This window comes from Paenibacillus contaminans (assembly GCF_003285015.1).
In the GTDB taxonomy this organism is placed as follows: domain Bacteria; phylum Bacillota; class Bacilli; order Paenibacillales; family NBRC-103111; genus Paenibacillus_V; species Paenibacillus_V contaminans.
Window position 1 is genome coordinate 23924 of the sequence record NZ_QMFB01000049.1, and the last position, 20638, is coordinate 44561.

General features: G+C 51.8%; 15 protein-coding genes. 12 read left to right on the forward strand and 3 right to left on the reverse strand.

The window, feature by feature from the left end:
* Positions 1-343: 343 nt before the first annotated feature.
* Together DQG23_RS39330 and DQG23_RS39335 are read left to right on the forward strand one after the other, a co-directional pair.
* Positions 344-1651 carry a DNA polymerase IV gene (locus DQG23_RS39330; protein ID WP_113036547.1) on the forward strand — a complete coding sequence of 436 codons (1308 nt, stop codon included), beginning with the start codon at positions 344-346 and terminating at the stop codon, positions 1649-1651.
* 104 nt (positions 1652-1755) lie between these two features.
* Entirely contained in the window at positions 1756-1992 is a 237-nt protein-coding gene (locus DQG23_RS39335; protein WP_113036530.1) for a ferredoxin, read from the forward strand.
* A 256-nt stretch (positions 1993-2248) separates the two neighbouring features.
* On the opposite strand, the gene DQG23_RS39340 is transcribed toward DQG23_RS39335, so the two are convergent.
* The gene (locus DQG23_RS39340) at positions 2249-4036 is read right to left on the reverse strand and encodes a CHASE2 domain-containing protein (RefSeq protein ID WP_113036531.1); all 1788 of its coding nucleotides are present in this window, start codon (positions 4034-4036) and stop codon (positions 2249-2251) included.
* Positions 4037-4294: 258 nt separating this feature from the next.
* On the opposite strand from DQG23_RS39340, the gene DQG23_RS39345 reads away from it, so the two are divergent.
* The 3 genes from DQG23_RS39345 (at position 4295) to DQG23_RS39355 (ending at position 9999) form a co-directional block, all read left to right on the forward strand.
* Positions 4295-6886, forward strand: a complete 2592-nt coding sequence (locus tag DQG23_RS39345; protein ID WP_113036532.1) for an Ig-like domain-containing protein — start codon at positions 4295-4297, stop codon at positions 6884-6886.
* A 28-nt stretch (positions 6887-6914) separates the two neighbouring features.
* Positions 6915-8507, forward strand: a complete 1593-nt coding sequence (locus tag DQG23_RS39350) for a stalk domain-containing protein (RefSeq protein ID WP_238178239.1) — start codon at positions 6915-6917, stop codon at positions 8505-8507.
* A gap of 112 nt (positions 8508-8619) precedes the next feature.
* Entirely contained in the window at positions 8620-9999 is a 1380-nt protein-coding gene (locus DQG23_RS39355) for a L,D-transpeptidase family protein (RefSeq protein ID WP_238178240.1), read from the forward strand.
* A gap of 91 nt (positions 10000-10090) precedes the next feature.
* Here the strand turns inward: DQG23_RS39355 and DQG23_RS42450 are convergent, their stop codons facing one another.
* Positions 10091-10237, reverse strand: coding sequence for a hypothetical protein (locus DQG23_RS42450; RefSeq protein ID WP_158560932.1), 147 nt, complete (start codon positions 10235-10237; stop codon positions 10091-10093).
* 227 nt (positions 10238-10464) lie between these two features.
* On the opposite strand from DQG23_RS42450, the gene DQG23_RS39360 reads away from it, so the two are divergent.
* The 3 genes from DQG23_RS39360 (at position 10465) to DQG23_RS39370 (ending at position 13156) form a co-directional block, all read left to right on the forward strand.
* Positions 10465-11562, forward strand: a complete 1098-nt coding sequence (locus tag DQG23_RS39360; RefSeq protein WP_113036533.1) for a quinone-dependent dihydroorotate dehydrogenase — start codon at positions 10465-10467, stop codon at positions 11560-11562.
* A gap of 139 nt (positions 11563-11701) precedes the next feature.
* The gene (gene yjbM / locus DQG23_RS39365) at positions 11702-12508 is read left to right on the forward strand and encodes a GTP diphosphokinase (protein WP_113036534.1); all 807 of its coding nucleotides are present in this window, start codon (positions 11702-11704) and stop codon (positions 12506-12508) included.
* 231 nt (positions 12509-12739) lie between these two features.
* Complete coding sequence (locus tag DQG23_RS39370; RefSeq protein WP_113036535.1) at positions 12740-13156, forward strand: DUF309 domain-containing protein; 417 nt, start codon at positions 12740-12742, stop codon at positions 13154-13156.
* A 31-nt stretch (positions 13157-13187) separates the two neighbouring features.
* Here the strand turns inward: DQG23_RS39370 and DQG23_RS39375 are convergent, their stop codons facing one another.
* Positions 13188-13946: an AraC family transcriptional regulator gene (locus tag DQG23_RS39375; protein ID WP_158560933.1), complete on the reverse strand. Its 759-nt coding sequence runs from the start codon at positions 13944-13946 to the stop codon at positions 13188-13190.
* A 188-nt stretch (positions 13947-14134) separates the two neighbouring features.
* On the opposite strand from DQG23_RS39375, the gene rbsK reads away from it, so the two are divergent.
* From rbsK to DQG23_RS39395, 4 genes are all read left to right on the forward strand, one after another.
* Positions 14135-15040 carry a ribokinase gene (rbsK, locus tag DQG23_RS39380; protein ID WP_113036537.1) on the forward strand — a complete coding sequence of 302 codons (906 nt, stop codon included), beginning with the start codon at positions 14135-14137 and terminating at the stop codon, positions 15038-15040.
* A gap of 54 nt (positions 15041-15094) precedes the next feature.
* Positions 15095-16009, forward strand: a complete 915-nt coding sequence (locus tag DQG23_RS39385; RefSeq protein WP_113036538.1) for a nucleoside hydrolase — start codon at positions 15095-15097, stop codon at positions 16007-16009.
* Positions 16010-16250: 241 nt separating this feature from the next.
* The gene (locus tag DQG23_RS39390; protein WP_238178241.1) at positions 16251-18614 is read left to right on the forward strand and encodes a helix-turn-helix domain-containing protein; all 2364 of its coding nucleotides are present in this window, start codon (positions 16251-16253) and stop codon (positions 18612-18614) included.
* Positions 18615-19041: 427 nt separating this feature from the next.
* A complete protein-coding gene (locus DQG23_RS39395) occupies positions 19042-20619 on the forward strand; it encodes an extracellular solute-binding protein (protein WP_158560935.1) in 1578 nt (525 codons plus the stop codon).
* Positions 20620-20638 lie beyond the last annotated feature (19 nt).

A 20638-nucleotide genomic window follows, 5' to 3' on the forward strand; every position in this document is an offset into this window, starting at 1 on the left:
GGTTGTGCCCCCTATAGCTTTGCATCGAAATATAATAAGTTATTATACCACACATTCCGCCTGTTGTGGACAGTTTTCCTTGCACAGAGGACATTCGGGGTGGTGGATGTGCTGTCTTATATATGGAAAGCAGTCGATATTATGAAGCCCGGCAGCGAGGAGCTGCTTAGCTTGACCGCCGTTTGCATCGCATGTATGCTGGATTTATGTATGGAGGTGTTACCGATGAATGTTAGGTATGTCGAATTCCATCCCGTTAACTTCATTGTGCAGATTGGACCCCGCAGTGCTCGTTCCGAGTGCGAATACATTGGCGGCGTCCGGTCAGCAGTTTGAGACGACGATGAAGCCGAACGACGATTACTATCCGAAAAACGGCAGAGTTGTTCTTCATATAGATATGAACGCCTTTTATTGCTCCGTTCACGAAGCGGTGGAGCCGGAGAAATATAAAGGCAAGCCGAGCGCGGTCGCCGGCAGCGTCGAGCTGCGCAAAGGCATCGTCGTCACGTCCTCCTATGCGGCGAGAGCGAAGGGTGTAAGAACGGGCATGCAAGTTAGGCAAGCGCTGAAAGTATGTCCCGATCTCGAGCTGATCCGGCCCAATTTCGAGTTGTACCGGCAATTTTCCAAGAGGTTTATGAAAATCGCCTACAGCTATTCGCCGCTCGTGGAGACGATGTCGATCGACGAATGCTTCGTCGACATTACCGGCTCGAAGCAGTTCGGTACGCCGCTGGAAATCGCTTCGACGATCCAGTCGCGAATCCGCGACGAGCTGGGACTGCCTTGCTCGGTCGGCGTCGCCCCGAACAAGCTGCTGGCGAAGATGGCTTCCGATATGAAAAAGCCGAACGGCCTTACCGTCCTGCGTTTGCGCGATGTTCCTTCCTTGCTTTGGGGCAAGCCTTGCTCGCATTTATACGGCATCGGAGGACGGACGGGTGATAAGCTGGCCAAGCTTAATATCCAGACGATCGGGGAGCTGGCGAAAGCCGATGAAGCGCTGCTTAAGCGCGAGTTCGGCGTCGTCGGCGCCTGGATGAAGCAGGCGGCGAGCGGCGTCGACCATTCGCCGGTTCAAGCGGAGCACGAGCCGAGCAAATCGATCGGGCACACGACGACCCTGCCTCAAGACGTTAAAGAAACGGCCGACGCCCAGCGGGTGTTTCTCAATTTGGCGGATCAAGTGGCTAGACGTCTGCGCAGACAGGGATTGGTTGCGTCTACGGTACAAATTACGATTCGAAATCCCGAGATGAAAACGATAACGAGATCGCTTACGCTTGAAGTGCCGAGCGAGAATATGGACGATTTCTACAGGACGGCCTGTTCGCTCTATGAGCGGAACTGGACCAAAGGAAAGCCGGTCCGGCTTCTCGGCATTACGCTGCAAAATTTGCAGCCCAAGGATGAAGCGGCCATTCAGCTTGATCTGCTTACCTTCGAGCAGCAGCCGAAGAAGGAGCAGCTAAATAAGGCGATGGACCGCATTCGCGACAAGTACGGAGAGGACGCTATCTTATCGGCCGGTATGCTGGGCGACGATCCGTCTGCGCTTATTCGCAACCATAAGCTACGGGGGACTTCTTTGCAGATGGATCATTTGAAACCCGGGGCTAACGACGACAAGCATCCTTTTGAGGAGTAACCGTTCTCGCTGTGAGCACGTTACCTTCGATTTAAAGCATTTGAACTTTCGAATGTTTTGTATTATAGTAACGATTGAGGATATTTTCGAGGAGGAATAATGACATGGCAAAATACACATGGGTCGAGAAAGATACTTGCATCGCTTGCGGAGCATGCGGCGCAACAGCACCCGACATTTACGACTACGACGATGAGGGACTTGCGGAAGTCATTTTCGACGGCGACGGCAACCACGGCGACACGGAAATTCCGGAAGATCTCTACGACGATCTGCAAGATGCACAAGATGGATGCCCTACGGACTCCATTAAAGTGGCAGACGCGCCGTTCAATAAGTAATATTCGCACGTCAACCATATAAATATAGAAAAGAAGGGCTGTCCGCCGCGTTCGCGCGTAGGACAGCCCTTCGTATTTGTTGGAGCGGACCGCAGCGGCCGGATTTATCGGTTCGCTACTACGCACGCCGCCGTCATGCAGCGAAACACCGCTTGTTGAGAGCTGTACGGGAGTAAGATCCTGGTTATCGCTAAAGGCGGCCGAGGGGATCTTGAGAATAAAGATTCCCTCGTAACATCGCCGCTCAGCGTGCGAATCACTCCGGCGATTTGAGATGGCCGAGCACCTCGTAAAGCTTGACCGGTACGCTTTTGCCCTTCATCATTTTCTCGCCGATACAGTTATACTCGAAATATTGTAACGTCCGTTCGTACGTCGCCTCCGAAACGAGCACCTGATTCGGCTCGGTGTTCGATTCGATCCGCGCCGCCGTGTTGACATTGTCGCCGATCGCCGTGTAATCGACCCGTAAGTAAGAGCCGATGTTGCCGACGACGACTTGCCCCGTATTGATGCCGATTCCGACCGCTATCGTGACGCCGTATTTGTCTTGGACGTCCGCCCGCACCTTCTCCATCCCTTTCTGGATTTCGTAGGCCGTTTTGACCGCATAGTATTCGTGATGCTTCACATCAAGCGGAGCGTTGAACAGGATCATGGCCGCATCGCCGATAAACTTGTCGATCGTACCGTGGTTGACGAGCGCTTTCTCCGTGATCAAGTCGAACATCATGTTAAGAAAGCCGACGACTTCTTCCGGTGTCAGTTTTTCTGAAAGAGGCGTAAAGCCTCTTACGTCCAGGAAAAGCACGGTAAGCTCTTTGCTGGTGCCGCCAAGCTTGATTTCCTGATCGCTTTTGGCGATTTCCTTTACGAGCTCCGGTGAGATATAACGGCCGAACTGTTTGGTTATGTAGTTTTTTTGCTTCGTTTCGAAATAAGTTTTGATCGAGATGTTGACGAGAAACGCAAGGAGCAGCGCCGTGATCGGATTGACCGTATTGATAAACAAATCCTGCGAGCTGTACAGCCAATATTGAACGATCAACAGCAGAACGGCCGCTGCGAAAACGGTGGATACGCTGATCGTCGGCTTTAACGTCCATGTTACGATAAGCGCAAAAGCGATCATCAGCGCGATCAAGGCGTAAGTAATGCCAAGGCCCGCAGTATTTATTTTATTGTCATACAAAAGCTGATTGACGATATTCGCATGAACGTAAACGAGCTTCGTTCTTTTTTCGATCGGCGTTACGCCGTCGTCGTTCTCGAAGCCGGTGGCCGTAAAGCCGACGATGACGATCCGGTCCTTCAGCTTCGGCGTTCCGCTCAATATTTTGGATACCGGCATGTAATCGAAATCCGATGAAAGCATGTCGTAACGGATTTCCATCTTTTTGTTCGGATAGCTGTCCAGCGCCTTTTTGACGTCCACGCCGGCCAGCTCCGCCGTTTTGACCGCCAGGGAATCGATCGTTCCTTCGGGCGTCTGGATTTGCAGGAACGTGTTACGGATAACCCCGTCGTTGCTCGGTGCCGCATTGATATGCGCATTATGCGTCAGTTTGTAAAATTCCGGCAGCGACGTTGTCAGTCCTTTGGCTTGGATCGGCTGATCCGGCAAATGAAGGGCCATCGACGTATTGTCGAACGAGTTAAAGCGTCCTTCGAACACGGCTTGAGCCGGGAAAATGACGTTTTTGTATTTGCCGAGCGTGCTCTCAAGCGCTTTATCGCTCTCGGGGTTGCTCTTCTCGTTGAACATGACGTCGAATGCGATCGCTTTTGCCCCCGCTTGCTCAAGCTTCTCGATTAATTCGGCGAATACTTTGCGGTCCCACGGCCAGGCGCCTAATTCTTTGAGCGATTCGTCATCAATCCCGACTACCACGATATCGTGGCCGTTCTCATGTGACATCGTCGATTTCATATTGAAATCGTACAAGGCGTTGTTCCAAACCGAAAGCGCGCTGATCAGCAAAAAGCAGATAAGCAGGGTGGGGATGTTGCCGGTGACGGCGGCAATCCATAGTTTTCTTTTCATACATCGGCTCCCGTTACGTTAATGATGAATCGGCAAGTAAGGCTATCGGCCTATCAATCTATCATCCACAATAATACAAAAATGGACGGTTCTCAACACAATAACTTGCAATCGCGATCGTTTGATGTCGAAACGGCCGATAAACCCTTATAAATATTGGAGGAATCTACATGAGCCGACAAAAATTTGATTGTCATTTACATGCCCCAAACGTACAATAATAGTAGAAAAAAATAGGATAGGGAAAGGAGATTTACGGTGAAGAGAAGGCTGTACGCATTGATGTCTCTCGTGCTTTGTTTTACGCTGCTTTTCGGCTCGCTGGCCGTCTGGAATGCTTTGCCTGCCGAAGCGAAATCGACCAGGCTTGCGATCGTGAGTGATGTCGGCGGAACCGTTAACGTTAAGAGCGCAGGAGGATCAAAGTCCTATGAAGCATATACGGATATGGCGCTTAACGAAGGGGACTACATAACGACGGAAGATGATTCTTATCTGGTAATCAAGATTAAGGATACGGAAGACGAACTGACGATCGGCGCGAATGCCGAAGTGTATGTTTCGGATCTTGCGGCTAAGGGCTCGGGCAAGAAGTCCAAGCTCAAAATGTGGGCGGGCTCGCTGTGGACATCCGTCAAGAAGCTTGCGGGAGTCGACGAGTTCGAGGTGGAAACCCCGACGGCGGTCATGGGCGTGCGCGGCACGAACGTGCTCACTCAAGTCGACCCTGTAACCGGACGCACATCGATTTCCGTCATTTCCGGCTCGGTCAGAACGCAGTCGAATACCGGTTCGGGAACCGGCGGTCAAACGTCAATCATTTACCCTTCCCAGCAATTCGGTTTGGATTCCTACGACGAACCCGGCGATTTAAATACGATGATCGGCATGATCGATCCGAGCGAGCTGATCCATAATATTTCGCCTCAAATCATCGAAGCGATCGTGAGAAGCTTGGCGTATGTCAACCAGGAACACGATGAATTCGTTCGTCAAAAGCAGGAAGAGCTCGAAGGAAAACGCGATAAAGACGAGAATTCTTCGATGCAGATTCAAAATGCCGACGATTTGGCTAAAGTATTCAAAAATTTGAATAATCTTCTCGGAAACATCGTAAAAGCGGCAATTAAGAACAATACGGTTTTAGAAGACGAAATCCGGAAGGTAATCAATTCCGCTAATCTAGAGGAAGAAGACCCGATCAGAAGATTGTACCTTGATGATGTCCAACCGCTCGACCAAACGGCTGGGGTCGATCCAGAGAAGGAGCGGAAAAGACTCGCCGAGCTCGAACGGCTTGAGAAGCTGAAAGAGGAGAAGCGGAAAAAGGATCAAGATGCAGCGGATTCGGTCAAGCAAAAGCTTCAGGATACCTTGAACAAGCTGGAGCAGGAGAAGAAAAGGATTCAGCAGGAAAACGAAAAAAACCTGAAAGCGCAGAAAGAGAAGGCTTTGCAAGTTTACTTGGACGGGCTGACTGCGGAAGAAAGGCAAAAGTTCCTGGAAGCGCAGCAAAAGAACGAACCGAAGCCGACGCCTGCAGCTACTCCGACGCCGAATAATACGGACTCGGGTTCGCCGTCTCGTCCTCCGGCTCCGTCGAACTTGTCGGCTGCCGGCGGTGACGCGAAGGTTACGCTAACTTGGAGTGCCGTCCCTCAGGCAAGCTATTCCGTATGGAGAAGCGACAGTGCTTATGCGGGGTATCAGCGTATTGCGAGTAATGTATCCGGCACGACATATACAGATAACAATGTGACGAACGAGTCAACCTACTCGTACTATGTGACGGCCGTTGTAAACGGCGCGGAAAGCGACAGGTCCCTTATAATGACCGCAAATCCGGTTAGCGGGGTCGTCAAAGTAACAGGCGTAGAGATTACTGAAAGTACAGTTCCGCCTATTTCGGTTAACGGGACTTTCCAATTGAATAAGACTGTGAAGCCTGAAAATGCGACGAATAAAAAGACGGTATGGACGTCCGACGATCCTGCCATAGCGGAAGTAAGCGAGTCTGGATTGGTGACTGGCAAAGCACCAGGAACTGCGACTATTACTGTGACGACCGAAGACGGGCATCACTCGGCATTCATTACCGTCACGGTTGTCGTACCGGTTACCGGCGTAACGGTTACGGCTCCATCATTACCGAATGGCGTGAAGCCAGGTGATATTGTTGAATTGACTGCAAAGGTTGCTCCCGCCGATGCGACTAACACAACCGTCACATGGAGCAGCGCTAATTCTAACGTAGCGACAGTCGACGGCTCGGGGCTCGTAACTGTCGTCGGCAACGGTGTGACGACGATAACCGCAACTACGGCTGACGGCAATTTTGTGGACGATTATACGATCCAAGCTGCATATGCCCCTTCACAAGGACCTTTCACCGTATCGATAGAGAACGAGCGTCCGGAAGGCTATCAGAACGGTCAAACTTTCAATCTTCTAGTCCAAGGAAAGAATCTCAACGATATTTACGGTATTCAGGTAATAGTGCCACAATCGCTTTTCGAAGGTAATGGCGAGAGCGGGCGTTTAAAATTGCATCAAGCGGAAGGAACGAATCTGAAGCCGGCCTCCGACGTGTTTACCGCTTCGGACAGCGTAAGCACATTCCATAAGACGGATTCGAATATCGTGTATGCCGCTCAATTTGATAACGGCGTGCTTCGTTCCGTCACGGCAAGCAAGGTATTTGCCAAGCTCCCGTTTCGAGTGGAGTCCTATAATGTTGAAGACGATTTTACGTTTACGGTCAAAGTCATGATTGTGGACAAAAACGGCAATGTTGTCGTCAAGCAAGATATTCAAATGACGATTCATGCACTGTTTAACCCGATGGGCTGAGAGATCCCTAAACATAAAGGAGATTACGATGAAAAAGATTCATAAAGTGCTGGCCGGTTCCTTGCTTGCCGCCGTATTGACTGGCGGCACGGGGGCTGCGGCCGCCGGACTTGACGGCGACGGCGTTTATGGAAGCGGCGATTCCTCGCAGTTGATGACGAACGTGACACAATTTGCGGGGACCGGCGATTTCGGCGATCAGGAGGGCAGCTCGGCGAAATCGACGTTCCGGGCGCCGCAAAGCGTTGCGGTGGCAGCGGACGGCTCGCTGATCATTGCCGACGCCAGAAATAATGCAATCCGCAAAATCAGCGGCGGTACGGTTCAAACGGTTGCCGGGGTCAGTAAAGTAGTCGATCAGAGAGGATTTCCGATCGGCGGGCTGCATGACGGGACATCGGATGCTTCGTTCTTTCAAGCGCCGGCTGGCATTGCGCTGGACGGCAATGGGAACATTTATGTTGCCGACTCGGCGAACAACGCCGTTCGCAAGGTCGATCCGGCAGGAAACGTAACGACGATTGCAGGAGACGGCATCATCGGAGATAAGAACGGGAAAGGGAAGGAAGCGCGCTTCCATAACCCGAAAGATGTCGCCGTTGCAGCGGACGGTACCGTATATGTCGCCGACACGCTGAACCATGCGATCCGCAAAATCGCGACGGACGGAACGGTCACGACTTTGAATGCATTATCCGATCGGGCGATAGAGAAAAAGCCGGGAACGGTCGAGCCTGCCGGCGATTTTGCAGACGGTCCGATCGCCAAAGCGAAATTTAACGAGCCGTCAGGGTTGGCGGTCGACAAGAAAGGGAATCTGTACGTCAGCGATTCCGGCAATCAGCGCATCCGCTATATCGATTTCGCTGCAGGAACCGTTACGACGGCAGCGGGTGCGGGAGAAGCGGGTAAAAACCTGTACGCCGCAGGCGATTTTGCCGACGGAGCCGCAACGAAAGCAAGATTCAATTTCCCGGCCGGACTTGGGATGACGCAGGAAGGCGGCTTATTGATCGCCGACAGCTTGAATCACTCCATCCGTTATTTATTTGAAGGCGCCGTACAGACGATTGCCGGAGACGGCGGCCAATTTTCCGGCTCGGATAACGGTCCTGACCGCGCGGCTTCCTTCAACAATCCGTCGGATGTGGCGGAAGGAGCGGACGGCTCGATCTACGTCGCGGATGCGTCCAACAATCAGATTCGTTTGATCAGTCCGTACAGGCTTCCGACCGATTTGTCAGGCGGAGACGACATTAAAGTCGTATACGAGACAAAGCAGATCGAGTTCGATGCGCAGCCGGAGCTGTCCAACGGGCGCACGATGGTGCCGGTTCGCGCTATCGCCGAGGCGGCGGGCTTTACCGTCGAATACATCGATGAGGGCAAGCTGATTTTGCTTGAGAAGGATGGCGTAACCGTCGAAATGGCGATCGGGCGGGAAACGGTTCGAACCGTCGAGAACGGCCGGGAGGATACGGTACGGCCGATCGATGCGGCGCCTTATCTGAAAGACGGCTTCACGATGGTGCCGGTTCGGTTTTTCGCCGAGCAAATCGGCATGGACGTACAATGGAATCAGGAGCATCGCACCGCCATTTTGCGCGGCAAAGCCAAGTAACATTGTTAGCGCTAAGGGACGCTTCGGTCATGGACCGGAGCGTTTTTATTTTGACGCTTCAATCCGCGCGCCCTTTTACCGATATAGTAAATAAATGTAAGGGGGTGTCGCCTTGGAAGAGGATCGTCTCTATTTGAAAAAATTCGTCCAGCAGCACCCTGAAAACAAGATGGGCTGGTATTTGCTGGGCAAGGAATACGTCGCTCAAGGCAAAGAAGCCAAGGCGGCTTATTGCTTCGCGCAAGCCGGGGAAGTTTACGAAGCTTACGAGGCCAAAAAAATCAATGTAACGCTTCCGGAGCATCTTTATATGGAAGGTGCCCCGAATGGAGAGAGGCCTGAAGCCGTTGCCGGCAAAATGACGATGAGAACGAGGCTGGTTTTGCTGCTGTTGGCGATGGTCATGTTAGCTATGATCGCAACCGCCCCGGGAGGCTGGCGCAAGCAGCCGTCCGAACCGCCGGAGCTTGTCTTGTCCGCGGCGAACGATGCGGCCGTTTTTTATACGCATGGCTTCAGTAAACCGGATGAACGAAAAAATGCGCTGCAAACGATTTTCTTCCCGCAGGGCGCTTCTTGGAAATACGCCGTGCTGGCCAAAGGAACGTTAACCTCGGACGGACAGTGGGTGTTATGGCCGCGCAAGCCGGTGATCGAGCTAACGAGCGAACGCTCTGACGTTACCGGACAACCGGACGTCGCTTATTTCGATGCGGAGAAGTGCAATTGCAAGCCGGGCGACTCGACAAAGGCGCAGCAAACGACGGATGCCTGGATGGCTGTGGAAGAACAAATCGCTGTAGTGCGTTCGGCGCTGATCTCCTATACGAAGCAGTACGGCGAAGCGCCGCCCGATACGATCGATAAGCTGGTGTCGGATTATCCGAAAAACGTCCTGCCCGGCTATACGGAAACCATGAAGCAGGCATATCCGGCTATTGCGGCCCAGCTGGCGCAGAAAAAAGCGGCTGCCGCCGATCCGCCGGCCGCGGCCGGTACGGCCCAAACACAGACTGCTGCGGTTAGCCATTACGGCAATACGCCGCTGGAAGAACCGCTTGAAATCATTGTAGACAAGCAGAATCATCGTCTTGCGCTGGTCAGCGGCAAAGTGATGATCCGTAATTATGCGGTCGGACTAGGGGGAGTCAAGACGCCGGAGCGGTCTTTTGTGATCAGCGAGAAGGTGCGCAATCCGAACGGACGCTCGAACGGCGAGTTCGGAAGCAGAGGTATGACGTTGTCCGATACGCTGTTTGCGATTCATGGAACGAACGATCCGACAAGCATAGGAAAAGACGAGTCGCTTGGCTGTGTAAGGATGCGAAAAGAAGACGTGGAGGAGTTGTTCGACATGGTACCGATCGGAACGAAGGTGACGATCGGCCAAGGCGGTCTGCCTGGCGAAGAAGTCGCCGGCGAATCGAGGTTTAAGGTGGAGCCGCTTCGCGAGGAAACGAATCCGGGCAAGGTTTACCGCTGGCTGAATTGAATTCAAGAGGCATAGCCTATAGCCCCGAACAAATGCCGTCCGATAACCGGACGGCATTCTAATTGCCTTTAGAAAGAATCAAGATACGTCATTAACTGTTGAAAATAATGAGCAGTGCAACAGCGATCACGATGACGCCAAGTACGCAAGCGGTCCAAACGATCGCTTTTTTGTTTACGGTTTCCTGCTTGCGGCGCTGAATATGTGCCGGTTTTTGTTTTCTTTTGATATTCGACATGGCGGCGTGACACCCTTTCCCGTATAAAAATCAGCAGACCATCCAAATAAAGCGCTATTATGGCTTGTCTTCATATTAGCACATCACGAAGCCCGAATGTAAGAGCCGCATAACGAACTTTGGCCGCTAACGGAGCATTTTGCGCGCGGGTGGTTGCGAGGCTCTTTTCTTTTTGCCCGGAAAGCGATAAACTGTCATTTAGACAACTGTGGAACGGAGTGTAGCAAATGTTGTATGAGAAGCTGGCCAAGCCGATATTGTTTCAAATGGATGCGGAGAAAGCGCATCATTTGATCGTAGACGGTTTCGGCACGATGGCAAAAATTCCGGGAGGCAATGCGCTCCTAAGGCAAATGTATGGCGTCAAACGAACAAAGGAGCTTGCAAGCACGCTATGGGGGATCGATTTTCCGAATCCGGTTGGACTAGCTGCAGGGCTTGATAAAAATGCGGCGGCGGTACCGATGTTCTCCTCGCTGGGGTTCGGCTTTATGGAGGTCGGTACGGTAACGCCGAAGCCGCAGTCGGGAAATGACAAGCCGAGGTTGTTTCGCTTGCCGGAAGACGAGGCGCTGATCAACCGGATGGGCTTCAATAATGTCGGGGCGCCGAAAATGGCGGAGCATTTGGCGAATGTTCCTGTTCATCGCATACCCGTTGCTGTTAATATTGGGAAGAATAAAGTAACGCCGAACGAACAGGCAGAAGACGATTATCGCGCATGTATCCGCCTGCTTTATGGCTACGGCGATTTTTTTGTGGTCAATATCAGTTCGCCAAACACGCCGGACTTGCGTAATCTGCAATATGGGGATGATCTGCGCAGGCTGCTGGAGGCGGTCAAGGATGAAATGGCCGTCCAACACCGCTCGGTCGGCGGGAAGGCGAAGCCCGTGCTCGTCAAGATCGCTCCGGATGTCGGAGACGAGGAGCTCGAAATGATGGCCGGTACGATTGCGGCAAGCGGCGTATCCGGCATCATTGCCACGAATACGACGATTAGCAGAGACGGCCTTAGGCATACCAATAAGAAAGAAACAGGCGGGCTGAGCGGCCGGCCGGTGACGCAGCGTTCGACGGAGGTCGTCCGCAGGGTTTACCGGATTACGGAAGGAAAGCTTCCGATTATCGGCTGTGGAGGTATTTTTACCGCCAAGGACGCTTATGCCAAAATACGCGCCGGCGCAAGCCTTGTCGAAGTATATACATCGTTAATCTACGAAGGGCCTGCGCTTATTCGCCGGTTGAACGACGGCTTGCTCGAATTGCTGCGCAAGGATGGGTTTACGCATATTTCGGAAGCGATCGGTGCGGATTTCCGGTAATTAGGCCGGTAGCTTCCGTATTGTTGGGAGGCGCTTGATGACCGGTTATGTACCGTAACGGAAGTAAGCTGTAGGAAGAAATGCTCGCCTTGTTGCCGCCCGCTAGTTCGGAATTGTTGCATCGAATGGAGGCACACCTATGGATGGAAGAAATTGGGCTATGTTTTTGCTGCCGTATGAACAGGCAGTTGAAGAATTAAAAGTGAAATTCAAGACGCTGCGAGGAGAACTGAAGCGCAGGGAGGAATACTCCCCGATCGAGTTCGTCACCGGCAGGGTGAAACGGATTTCAAGTGTTTTGGAAAAAGCTAAACGGCTCAGCGTGCCGATGGATAAAATCGAATCCGGTATCGAGGATATTGCCGGCATTCGCATCATGTGCCAGTTTGTAGAAGATATAGAGAAGCTGTCGTCGCTTATTTGCGCTCGCGAAGACATGACGATCGTTTACTGCAAAGACTATATCGCCAATAAGAAGGATAGCGGATACCGCAGCTTCCACATTATCGTCGAATATCCGGTACAGACGGCGCTAGGGATGAAAAAAGTGCTTGCGGAAATTCAAATCCGTACGCTTGCCATGAATTTCTGGGCGACGATCGAGCATTCCCTTAATTATAAATATAAAGAGAAATTACCTGCGGACGTAACGCACAGATTGAGCAAAGCGGCTGAAGCCGCGTTCCTGCTCGACCAGGAAATGTCCAGCATACGCGACGAAATATTGGAGGCGCAAATCATGTTCGAAGAAAAATCGAACGTTGTCTCCAAGGTGCTGAACGATATTCAGCAGCTTTACTTTTATCACCGGGTTCGCGAGGCGGCGCAGTTCCAGCTTCGGTTCAATGAGCTATGGGAGAAGGAAGAGCTTTGGGAGCTGAAGGATTTGGCATTCGAAATCGACGAATCGCTTTCCCGGGCGAAGAAGGAATTTAACAAACGGTAAGCGTCTTTGGCGGCAGCTTGCGCGGAATCGGCCTATCCTGCGGGATGTCGGCAGGTGCCGAGGGCAAGCTGCCTTTTATATATGTACCGCAAAATGCGCGGCGTACGCTGCGAAACGGTATTGGAGTTATCGGAACCTGTGCGAAAAACATGCAGTTGACCGCCTTCAACGCCATACCGCGCTTTGGAGCATACGCATCTGCTTGAAGGATCAGCTAAAGGAGGGCTAGCGATGAAAGGATATGACCGGTTATATGTGGCGTTTCTGTACTATTTTAATGTTGAAAGAGACTACTTCGAATGCCACGAGGTAATGGAGGAGCTATGGCTCGAGGAAGGCCGCAGCCCGCTGTTTCAAGGACTTTTGCAGGTGGCAGTCGGACTGTACCATCATTGGAACGGCAATGTCAGCGGCTCGATCAAGCTGTTCACGCAGGGCTTGGACAAGCTTCAGCAATATCCGGAGCACGTGCACGGAATCGATCTTGGGAAGCTTCTCGCGGACAGCCGGGAATATTTATCGAAGCTTCACCGGATACGGGAGGAGCCGTTCGACAGCTACGATCTCGACATCGTCGTAACCGATCCGGAGCTGGCAGCGCTGGTCGAGCAAATGAGGCTGGATCCCCCAAAGCATGATGAGGATTGATCAGCCGCGATCGATCGGTTATGCAGGAAAGCTAAGCATGACCTTGATGGCGCTCGCGGTACGTGCGCGGCTTTTCTCCCGTTTCGCGTTTGAAGATCGTACATAGCTGAGAATCGTTGGAAAACCCGCACTCCATTGCAATAGCCGTGACGGACAGGCGGGAGTGGCGGAGAAGCCGGGACGCATGCTCGATGCGCCGATTCAACACGTATTGCCCCGGCGAAACGCCATACGTTTCTTTAAACAAGTGGCGAAACCGGTCATAGCTGTATCCGGCCATGGCAGCCAGCGATTCGATATTCAGCTTTTGATTAAAATGCTCGTTCATGAAATTACGCGTATAAATCAGTTTTTCATCCGTTCTTTCCGATCTCTCCGGCTTGACTACCCGCATGAGCTCCACCACCAGTTCAGAGACAAGCAAATTCAGCTTTAAGCGGTAATGGCTTTTTTTGTCGTGCAATTCCCGCTCCATCGCCAGCAGTAAAACCTCCAGCTCGTTGCCGTCATTCACCTGAAAGATTCCTTCGCCAAGCGAAAACGATGCGTCATTGACATGAAATCCGACGAAGACAACCTCGGTTTCCTCGAAGCGGCGTTCGTCATGCCAAGTGTTCGGCTGTATAAGCGTAAAGGTAAACGGTTCATAATCGTAAGTAATATCCGCCAAACGAGTCGTTCCTCTTCCCGTCCGATAATAAACCAATTCATAACAGCCGTGCTGGTGCATGGAAACGTAGGTTCCTTCCTGCCGCTGTCCGTGAAACAAGAATTCCAACGTGCCGATCATCGCTTCACCCTCCCGGGACTCCATATATTCAGCCGAATCCTGTAAAAACATGACCAAATCATAAAACAAAATTGTCGTGAAACCGACTATATTTATAGTGTTCGCCGAGTTGTTTGTCTTGAGGTTATCCAAATCATAAAATAATTGCGCTCAAGTGGCAATATGGCACACAGAAAGGATGAGTAAATATGAAGCAGCCGCATATCGTCGTAATCGGTAGTTTGAACATGGATCTTGTCGTATCCGTGCCGCGGATGCCCCAAGTCGGCGAAACCTTGACGGGAACCGGCTTTAAAATGATCCCCGGCGGCAAGGGCGCGAACCAAGCCGTCGGATGTACGAGGCTCGGCGCCAAGACCACCTTGATCGGAGCCGTAGGCTGCGATGCTTTCGGCGGGCAAATGATCATGCAGCTGGAAGCGGAAGGAATCCAAACGGCGACCATCGAGCGTATCGAAAATGTGCCTACGGGAACGGCTACTATTTATCATTCGCCGAACGATAATTGCATTGCCGTCGTTCCCGGCGCAAACGAATACTGTACGCCGGAGCTTGTAAGCAGCCACGAACGGACGATCCGCGAAGCGGACCTGCTGCTCGTTCAGCTGGAGATTCCGCCCGCCGCCGTAAACAGGGCGATGGAGATTGCGGCTTCAGCAGGCGTTCCGGTCGTGTTGAATCCCGCTCCTGCGCAGCAGCTCCCGGAGGAAATGCTGAAGCTGGCCAGTTTCATAACCCCGAACGAAACGGAGTTTGAATTAATTAGCGGCAGCTCATCGGCAGAAACGGATCTTCAGCATGGAATGTTGAAATGGGAAGAGCGCTACGGGAATCAACTCATCATAACGAGAGGTAAACAAGGCAGTTCCTTCCTGCTTGACGGAGTTATGGAAACGGCGAAAGCCCCCCTCGTCGAAGTGGTGGATACGACCGGGGCGGGAGACGCCTTCAATTCGGCTTTTTGCGTGGCCTACGCCGGCGGGCAATCGAAGGAACTAGCGGTTTCTTTTGCCGTTAAAGCGGCCTCGCTGTCCGTTACGAAATTCGGCGCGCAGGCCGGCATGCCGACCTTGCAAGAAGTAATAGAAGCGTAAGTGAATATCCATAATCATTCAAATACATATAAGTAAAATGGAGTGAACCGCCGGATGAGCATATACCCCCAATTATCCCAAGAACAATTATTGCGCCGTTTGGAGCATCCTCAAGGCAAAATACGGATGGTGCTCGATACGGATACGTTTAACGAGATCGACGACCAGTTTGCGGTCATCTATGCGATGAAATCGCCGGAACGGCTTCAAGTCGAAGCGTTTTATGCCGCTCCGTTCTTTAATGAATTGTCCGAAGGGCCGAAGGACGGGATGGAGAAAAGCTATCGCGAGCTACTGAAGATCGCCTCGATTTTGCCGGAAATGTCGGGAATTCCGATTTATCGGGGATCGGAACGATATTTGCCCGGGCCGGAAACGCCGGTCGACAGCGAAGCCGCACGGAATATCGTCGAGCGTGCGATGGCTTCCGCCGAGGATGACCCGCTTTACGTCGTAGCGATCGGAGCCATTACGAACGTGGCTTCGGCCATTCTGATGGAGCCCCGAATTATCGAGCGGATTGTCGTCGTTTGGCTGGGGGGACATGCGCTCCATTGGCCGAATACGAAGGAGTTTAACCTTGCGCAGGATCTGCACGCTTCCCGTATCGTGCTGAATTGCGGAGTGCCGCTTATTTTGCTTCCTTGTATGGGCGTATCATCGCATTTGAAGACGACTTTATCCGAAATCGAGGATCATGTAAAAGAGACAGGACGAATCGGCGAGTATTTGTTCGAAACGTACCGGAGCTGCAAGGACAATCATTTTGCGTATTCGCGGGTCATTTGGGATGTCGCGGCAATCGCTTACCTGATCGATTCGAAATGGGTGCCGAACGAGCTTGTGCATAGTCCGGTTCTGTCGGAGGATTTCCGGTGGAGCGTTGACGCTTCGAGGCATTTTATCCGGTACGCGCATTATATCGACAGGGATCAAGTGTTCGAAGATTTATTCAAGAAGCTGGGCTGAATAATTATTAAATCAAGTCTAGGGGCGCATCGTACCGATACGAGCGTCCTTTTTCTGTTTGGTCTTACTTATGGTAAAATACATTTATGAAAGCGCTTTAAGTTCGTGTTCGACTCACAGAAAGCATATCTCCGTCGATTGTTCAATTTCTAGTAAACGCGTCTGCCTTAAGGGACAGCGCAGCCGGCATCGATGAGCAAACAGGAACTTTGCCGAAGAAATGAGGTTTTTAAACGTGTCCATGAGGCTATCCCTTTCCCCGAAAAGACGGCGGTTTTATATAAAACTGATTACCTACACGCTGCTGCTGTCCTTGCTGCCGGTCATTGTCCTCAGCATATTGTTTTATCATAATGCGACATCCGTCATGCAGCGGGAGCTGCAGGCCGCCAACGCCAATTATTTGAAGCAAACGGTCAACGCCCTCGAGGTTGTGATCAATCAAGTCAGCAACAGCTTCAGGCAGCTGGCTTTGGACAAAGTAATCCGCGAGTTCGAGGATTTCCCGCGCGGCACGTATTATGAAACGCTTGCCGGCACATTTATGGAAGAGGATTTGCCGGGCATGTACACCTATTTGGACAGCAAAAAACGGCTTTCCGCCAATCTGGGTGTGTTTAAGCAGTCGAACGAGTTCATTTATTCGGTATATTTCTATGATAACTCCAAGCAGCTTGTCATGACGTCCGACGGAATCGAGTATGAGAAGGAGAAGTTTTACGACAAGGGCTGGGATCAATTTGCGGAATCGATCCAAGCGTATCCGTCCTTCATGGATTTGCGCAGTGCCAAACAGATCGGCGGCGGCTCCCGCGAGGTTATTCCGATCGTTTATACGTCTCCCATTGCAGGCAACTACATGGTCGTCAATTTGGATGCGGAATCGATCTACAAAAGCTTCGTGAGCAAGCTCGACAACAAGTCGGACAGCGCATTTTTCGTGCTGAGCGGAACCGGGAAGCTGATGCTCTACGACGACAGCAATGCGCTTAATGTCAAAATCGGCGCAAGCGACATCCTGCAGCGGCTTGGAACAAGCCTGCCTCAATCGTTCGAGAGAGATTATGACGGCAAGAGAATGCTCGTTTCCTATTTGCAGTCCGATTTTCTAGGGTGGACGTTCGTGACGGCTGCGGCGCTCGACGATTTGTACGGCAGCGTGTCCAGTGTGAAGGGAATTGTGTTTCTGGCGGCCATCTTGCTTGCGCTCACGACCGTCTTGCTCGCACTGATTACGACGCGGCATATTTATAATCCGATCGGGAGCCTTATGCAGTTTATCAAATCAAAGGACCAGAACTTTCAGAACGGGGCGAATGCCGCGCACGGCGAGCTCCATATGATCCGCAGCAGTCTGGAGGAGGCTTACGGGGACCGGGAAAGCCTTCAGGTCCGCTTGAAGGAGAGCATGCCCGCCAATCAAGAAATATTTGTACGGTCGCTGCTCCGCAAACATTCGTATACACGCGAGGAAATATTCGAACGGATGCAATATTTCGGCTTCGATTTTGCGCTGGACGGCATTATGCTGATGGTCGTTTCGTTAAATGAAGCGAAAGCGGCCGTATATGGCGGCGTTGAGGACGAAAATCTGAACAAGCTGCGGCTTGTCGACCGGATCGAGCAGCTTCTGCCGCCCGAGCGCAAGCGAATCGTTCTGGAGCTGGCGGACGGCATGTTTCTCGTTATGCTGAATTGCGAGCCGGACGAGTACAAAAATTCGTTCATGCTGGCGGAGCTGATGATCACGCATGCAAGACAAAAGCTGGCGATCAGCTGTACGATCGGCATCGGCAATTATTGCAAAGACATATTCGAGCTGAAGCGGGCGTTCGAGGAAGCGCATGAAGCGCTGCGCTGCAGTACGATCGTCGGTACCGGAGAAGTCATTCATATCGAGGACGTTCGTTTGGAGGGAACGCCGCTCTTCGTTTATCCGCACGATAAGGAAGCGGCATTAAACAAATATATAGCCAACGGGGAGGCGGAAGAGGCGAAACGCGTATTCGCGGATATCGTCAAAGACCTCGCAGCACAGCAGGGGAGAGTCCATTACCATCAAATCGAGCATGCGTTTATGCAATTGCTAGGGAGCCTGGTGAAAACAGCTAACGGGCTTCGCGTCGATATGAACAAGCTGCTCGAGCGGAAAAACAATCTGTACAGCGAGCTTCTGCAGCTTAAAGGCATACCGGCGATGACCGAATGGCTCGACGATACGGTCGTGAGAATGGCGAACCGGATCGGCACCGCCTTCAAGGAAAAAAACAACCGTCATGTCGAGCAAATTACGGAGATGGTGGAGCAGGAAATCGGGGAGCCGATTTCGCTTACTTTTGCAGCCGACCGGCTGGGCTTGAATCCGGCTTATTTAAGCAGAATATTTAAGGAAAAGACCGGCGAAGCCTTCTCGGAATACGTAACGCGCGTTCGCATGGAGCATAGCAAGCGGCTGCTTGTCGAAACGGAAATGAAAATCAAAGAAATCGGAGACAGCGTCGGCTATCATAAAACGAATTATTTTATAAAACTGTTCAAGGATTACACCGGTATGACGCCGGGGGAATATCGGAAAATGCTGCAGCCGGATAAAATGGCGGAGTAATGCAGCAATGCTTCGTCTATCGGAAATGCCAATTTTTCTGCCTTATGATGCCGGTACGGGTTGCAAGGGTGGAAGAATTGGCATTTTTGCCCCATTCAACGCTGTGGAGAGGGACCATGAACATAGGGAATAAGCGGGATTCGCATTGCGAATTGCCGAATGCTAGTTTTTTTCGGTATGCCAAATATTTTACTTTTGTCATCGTTAAGGCCACGGGGTAGCAATGTTGGCATATTCATTCGGATAGACAGCGCTTACAATTGGCTCATCAGTCGATTGAATCAAAAGCCGGCCGGCAAACAGCAGGATGCTTTCATGTAACCGCTTCATTTATAGGAGTCCCTTATTATCGACATATAGAAGCGGGGGAACGGAGATGTGCGATACCGGAACAAATGAATACAGAGCGACGAGGGAGGGTTTAAGCATGTTGAAAAAATATGCGGCTTCAGCTGCGGTGATCGGATTGACTGCTTTGGCTTCATTAGGCTGTTCTTCGGGATCGGGTACGGATGATAAAAGCGGCAGCGCCTCGCCAGCGGCAACGGGAGGAACTTCAAGCTCCCCTGCGGCGGCTTCGGCCAACAAAAAAACAGAGAAAGTTTACGTGTACGCCAACCTTGGAAACTTGTCGCAGACGACGGAAACAAGTAAGCCGGAAGCTTCGGAGGAAGTAAAAAAAGCGATTCTCGACAAAACGGGCATCGAAGTTATTCCGATTATCCCGCCGAAAGGCTCGGAGAATGATAAGCTGAACATTTTGCTTGCCTCGAACGAACCGCTCGATATTTTCAAAGGCACGATGGCTGAGCATCAAGCCAAAGGCGCTGCGATGCCGTTGGACGAATTGCTGGATAAATACGGCCCGAATATTAAGAAGCTGTGGCCGGACAACTGGGGAAAGGAAGCTTGGGACGCGCTCAAAGGACAGGACGGCAAAATTTACGCCATACCGGAAATTCCGGTGCTTGCAGGCAACACGGTATTGCTGCGGGAGGATTGGCTGAACAAACTCGGACTGAAGATGCCGAAAACGATCGACGAGCTGGAAGCGGTTTTGCAGGCGTTTAAGGATAAAGATCCTGCAGGAAACGGACAAACGATTCCGCTGCTTACCGACTTATCCGGGTTGAACATGGGGCTTGCCGCCGGGTTTATGGATATCGCCTACGCCAATTGGCTCGATACGGACGGCAAAGTGAAGCCGCCGGTGCTCAACCCGGGATATAAAGATTTTGTCGTGAAAATGGCTGACTGGTACAAGAAGGGGTACATCTACAAGGAGTCTTTCTCGTCGAACCGGGATAAGCTGATCGAGCTTGTTAAGCAGAACCGTGCGGCATCGGCGGCAGTCTGGTATACGACGGTGCTCGGCAACGATTCCGTGCTCAGGCAGAACGTGCCTGAAGCGAAATACGCCGTCGCAGGCGAGCTGCAAGGACCGAAAGGCTTCGTTACGTCCACGGGCGGCGTCAGCCGGGGCGGGTATATGATCAGCAAAAACGCCAAAAATCCGGAGGCGGCCATCAAGTACATCGACTGGCTGCAGTCGGATATCGAAAACTATTTGACGGCATTTTTCGGCGTGAAGGATAAGCACTGGAAGTATACGGATCCTCAGAACAAAATTATGGAGGGCTTGAACCGCGATTATATCGGCGAATACATTACCGGCGGATCCTTCGCCATTACGGTGCAATACCGGAAGAACGACCCGGTTGCGGCTCCTCAGTTCGATTACATGGGCAAGTACATCACCGATATGACCCGTGTCAAGAAACCGTCTCTTCTCAGCGTAGAGTATAAATTCGACCAGAAAGCGATCTCCCAGAAGGTGCCGACGCTTGCGGACATCACCCGGATGATCGATCAAGAGGTCGTCAAGTTCATTATGGGCGCGAGACCGATTTCCGAGTTCGACAAGTTCCTGCAGGAGCTGAACAAAGCCGGCTTGGACAAATGGATTGACGCTTATACGAGCGAGTACAACAGAGTTAAAGGGTAATTCATGCGACAACTGTTCG

Excerpts from the sequence above, each read along its gene's own strand:
- DQG23_RS39330 (WP_113036547.1), top strand. The coding sequence starts at position 344 with ATGAAGCCGAACGACGATTACTATCCGAAAAACGGCAGAGTTGTTCTT.
- DQG23_RS39335 (WP_113036530.1), top strand. The coding sequence starts at position 1,756 with ATGGCAAAATACACATGGGTCGAGAAAGATACTTGCATCGCTTGCGGA.
- DQG23_RS39340 (WP_113036531.1), bottom strand. The coding sequence starts at position 4,036 with ATGAAAAGAAAACTATGGATTGCCGCCGTCACCGGCAACATCCCCACC.
- DQG23_RS39350 (WP_238178239.1), top strand. The coding sequence starts at position 6,915 with ATGAAAAAGATTCATAAAGTGCTGGCCGGTTCCTTGCTTGCCGCCGTA.
- DQG23_RS42450 (WP_158560932.1), bottom strand. The coding sequence starts at position 10,237 with ATGTCGAATATCAAAAGAAAACAAAAACCGGCACATATTCAGCGCCGC.
- DQG23_RS39360 (WP_113036533.1), top strand. The coding sequence starts at position 10,465 with ATGTTGTATGAGAAGCTGGCCAAGCCGATATTGTTTCAAATGGATGCG.
- yjbM (WP_113036534.1), top strand. The coding sequence starts at position 11,702 with ATGGATGGAAGAAATTGGGCTATGTTTTTGCTGCCGTATGAACAGGCA.
- DQG23_RS39370 (WP_113036535.1), top strand. The coding sequence starts at position 12,740 with ATGAAAGGATATGACCGGTTATATGTGGCGTTTCTGTACTATTTTAAT.
- DQG23_RS39375 (WP_158560933.1), bottom strand. The coding sequence starts at position 13,946 with ATGATCGGCACGTTGGAATTCTTGTTTCACGGACAGCGGCAGGAAGGA.
- rbsK (WP_113036537.1), top strand. The coding sequence starts at position 14,135 with ATGAAGCAGCCGCATATCGTCGTAATCGGTAGTTTGAACATGGATCTT.
- DQG23_RS39385 (WP_113036538.1), top strand. The coding sequence starts at position 15,095 with ATGAGCATATACCCCCAATTATCCCAAGAACAATTATTGCGCCGTTTG.
- DQG23_RS39390 (WP_238178241.1), top strand. The coding sequence starts at position 16,251 with ATGAGGCTATCCCTTTCCCCGAAAAGACGGCGGTTTTATATAAAACTG.
- DQG23_RS39395 (WP_158560935.1), top strand. The coding sequence starts at position 19,042 with ATGTTGAAAAAATATGCGGCTTCAGCTGCGGTGATCGGATTGACTGCT.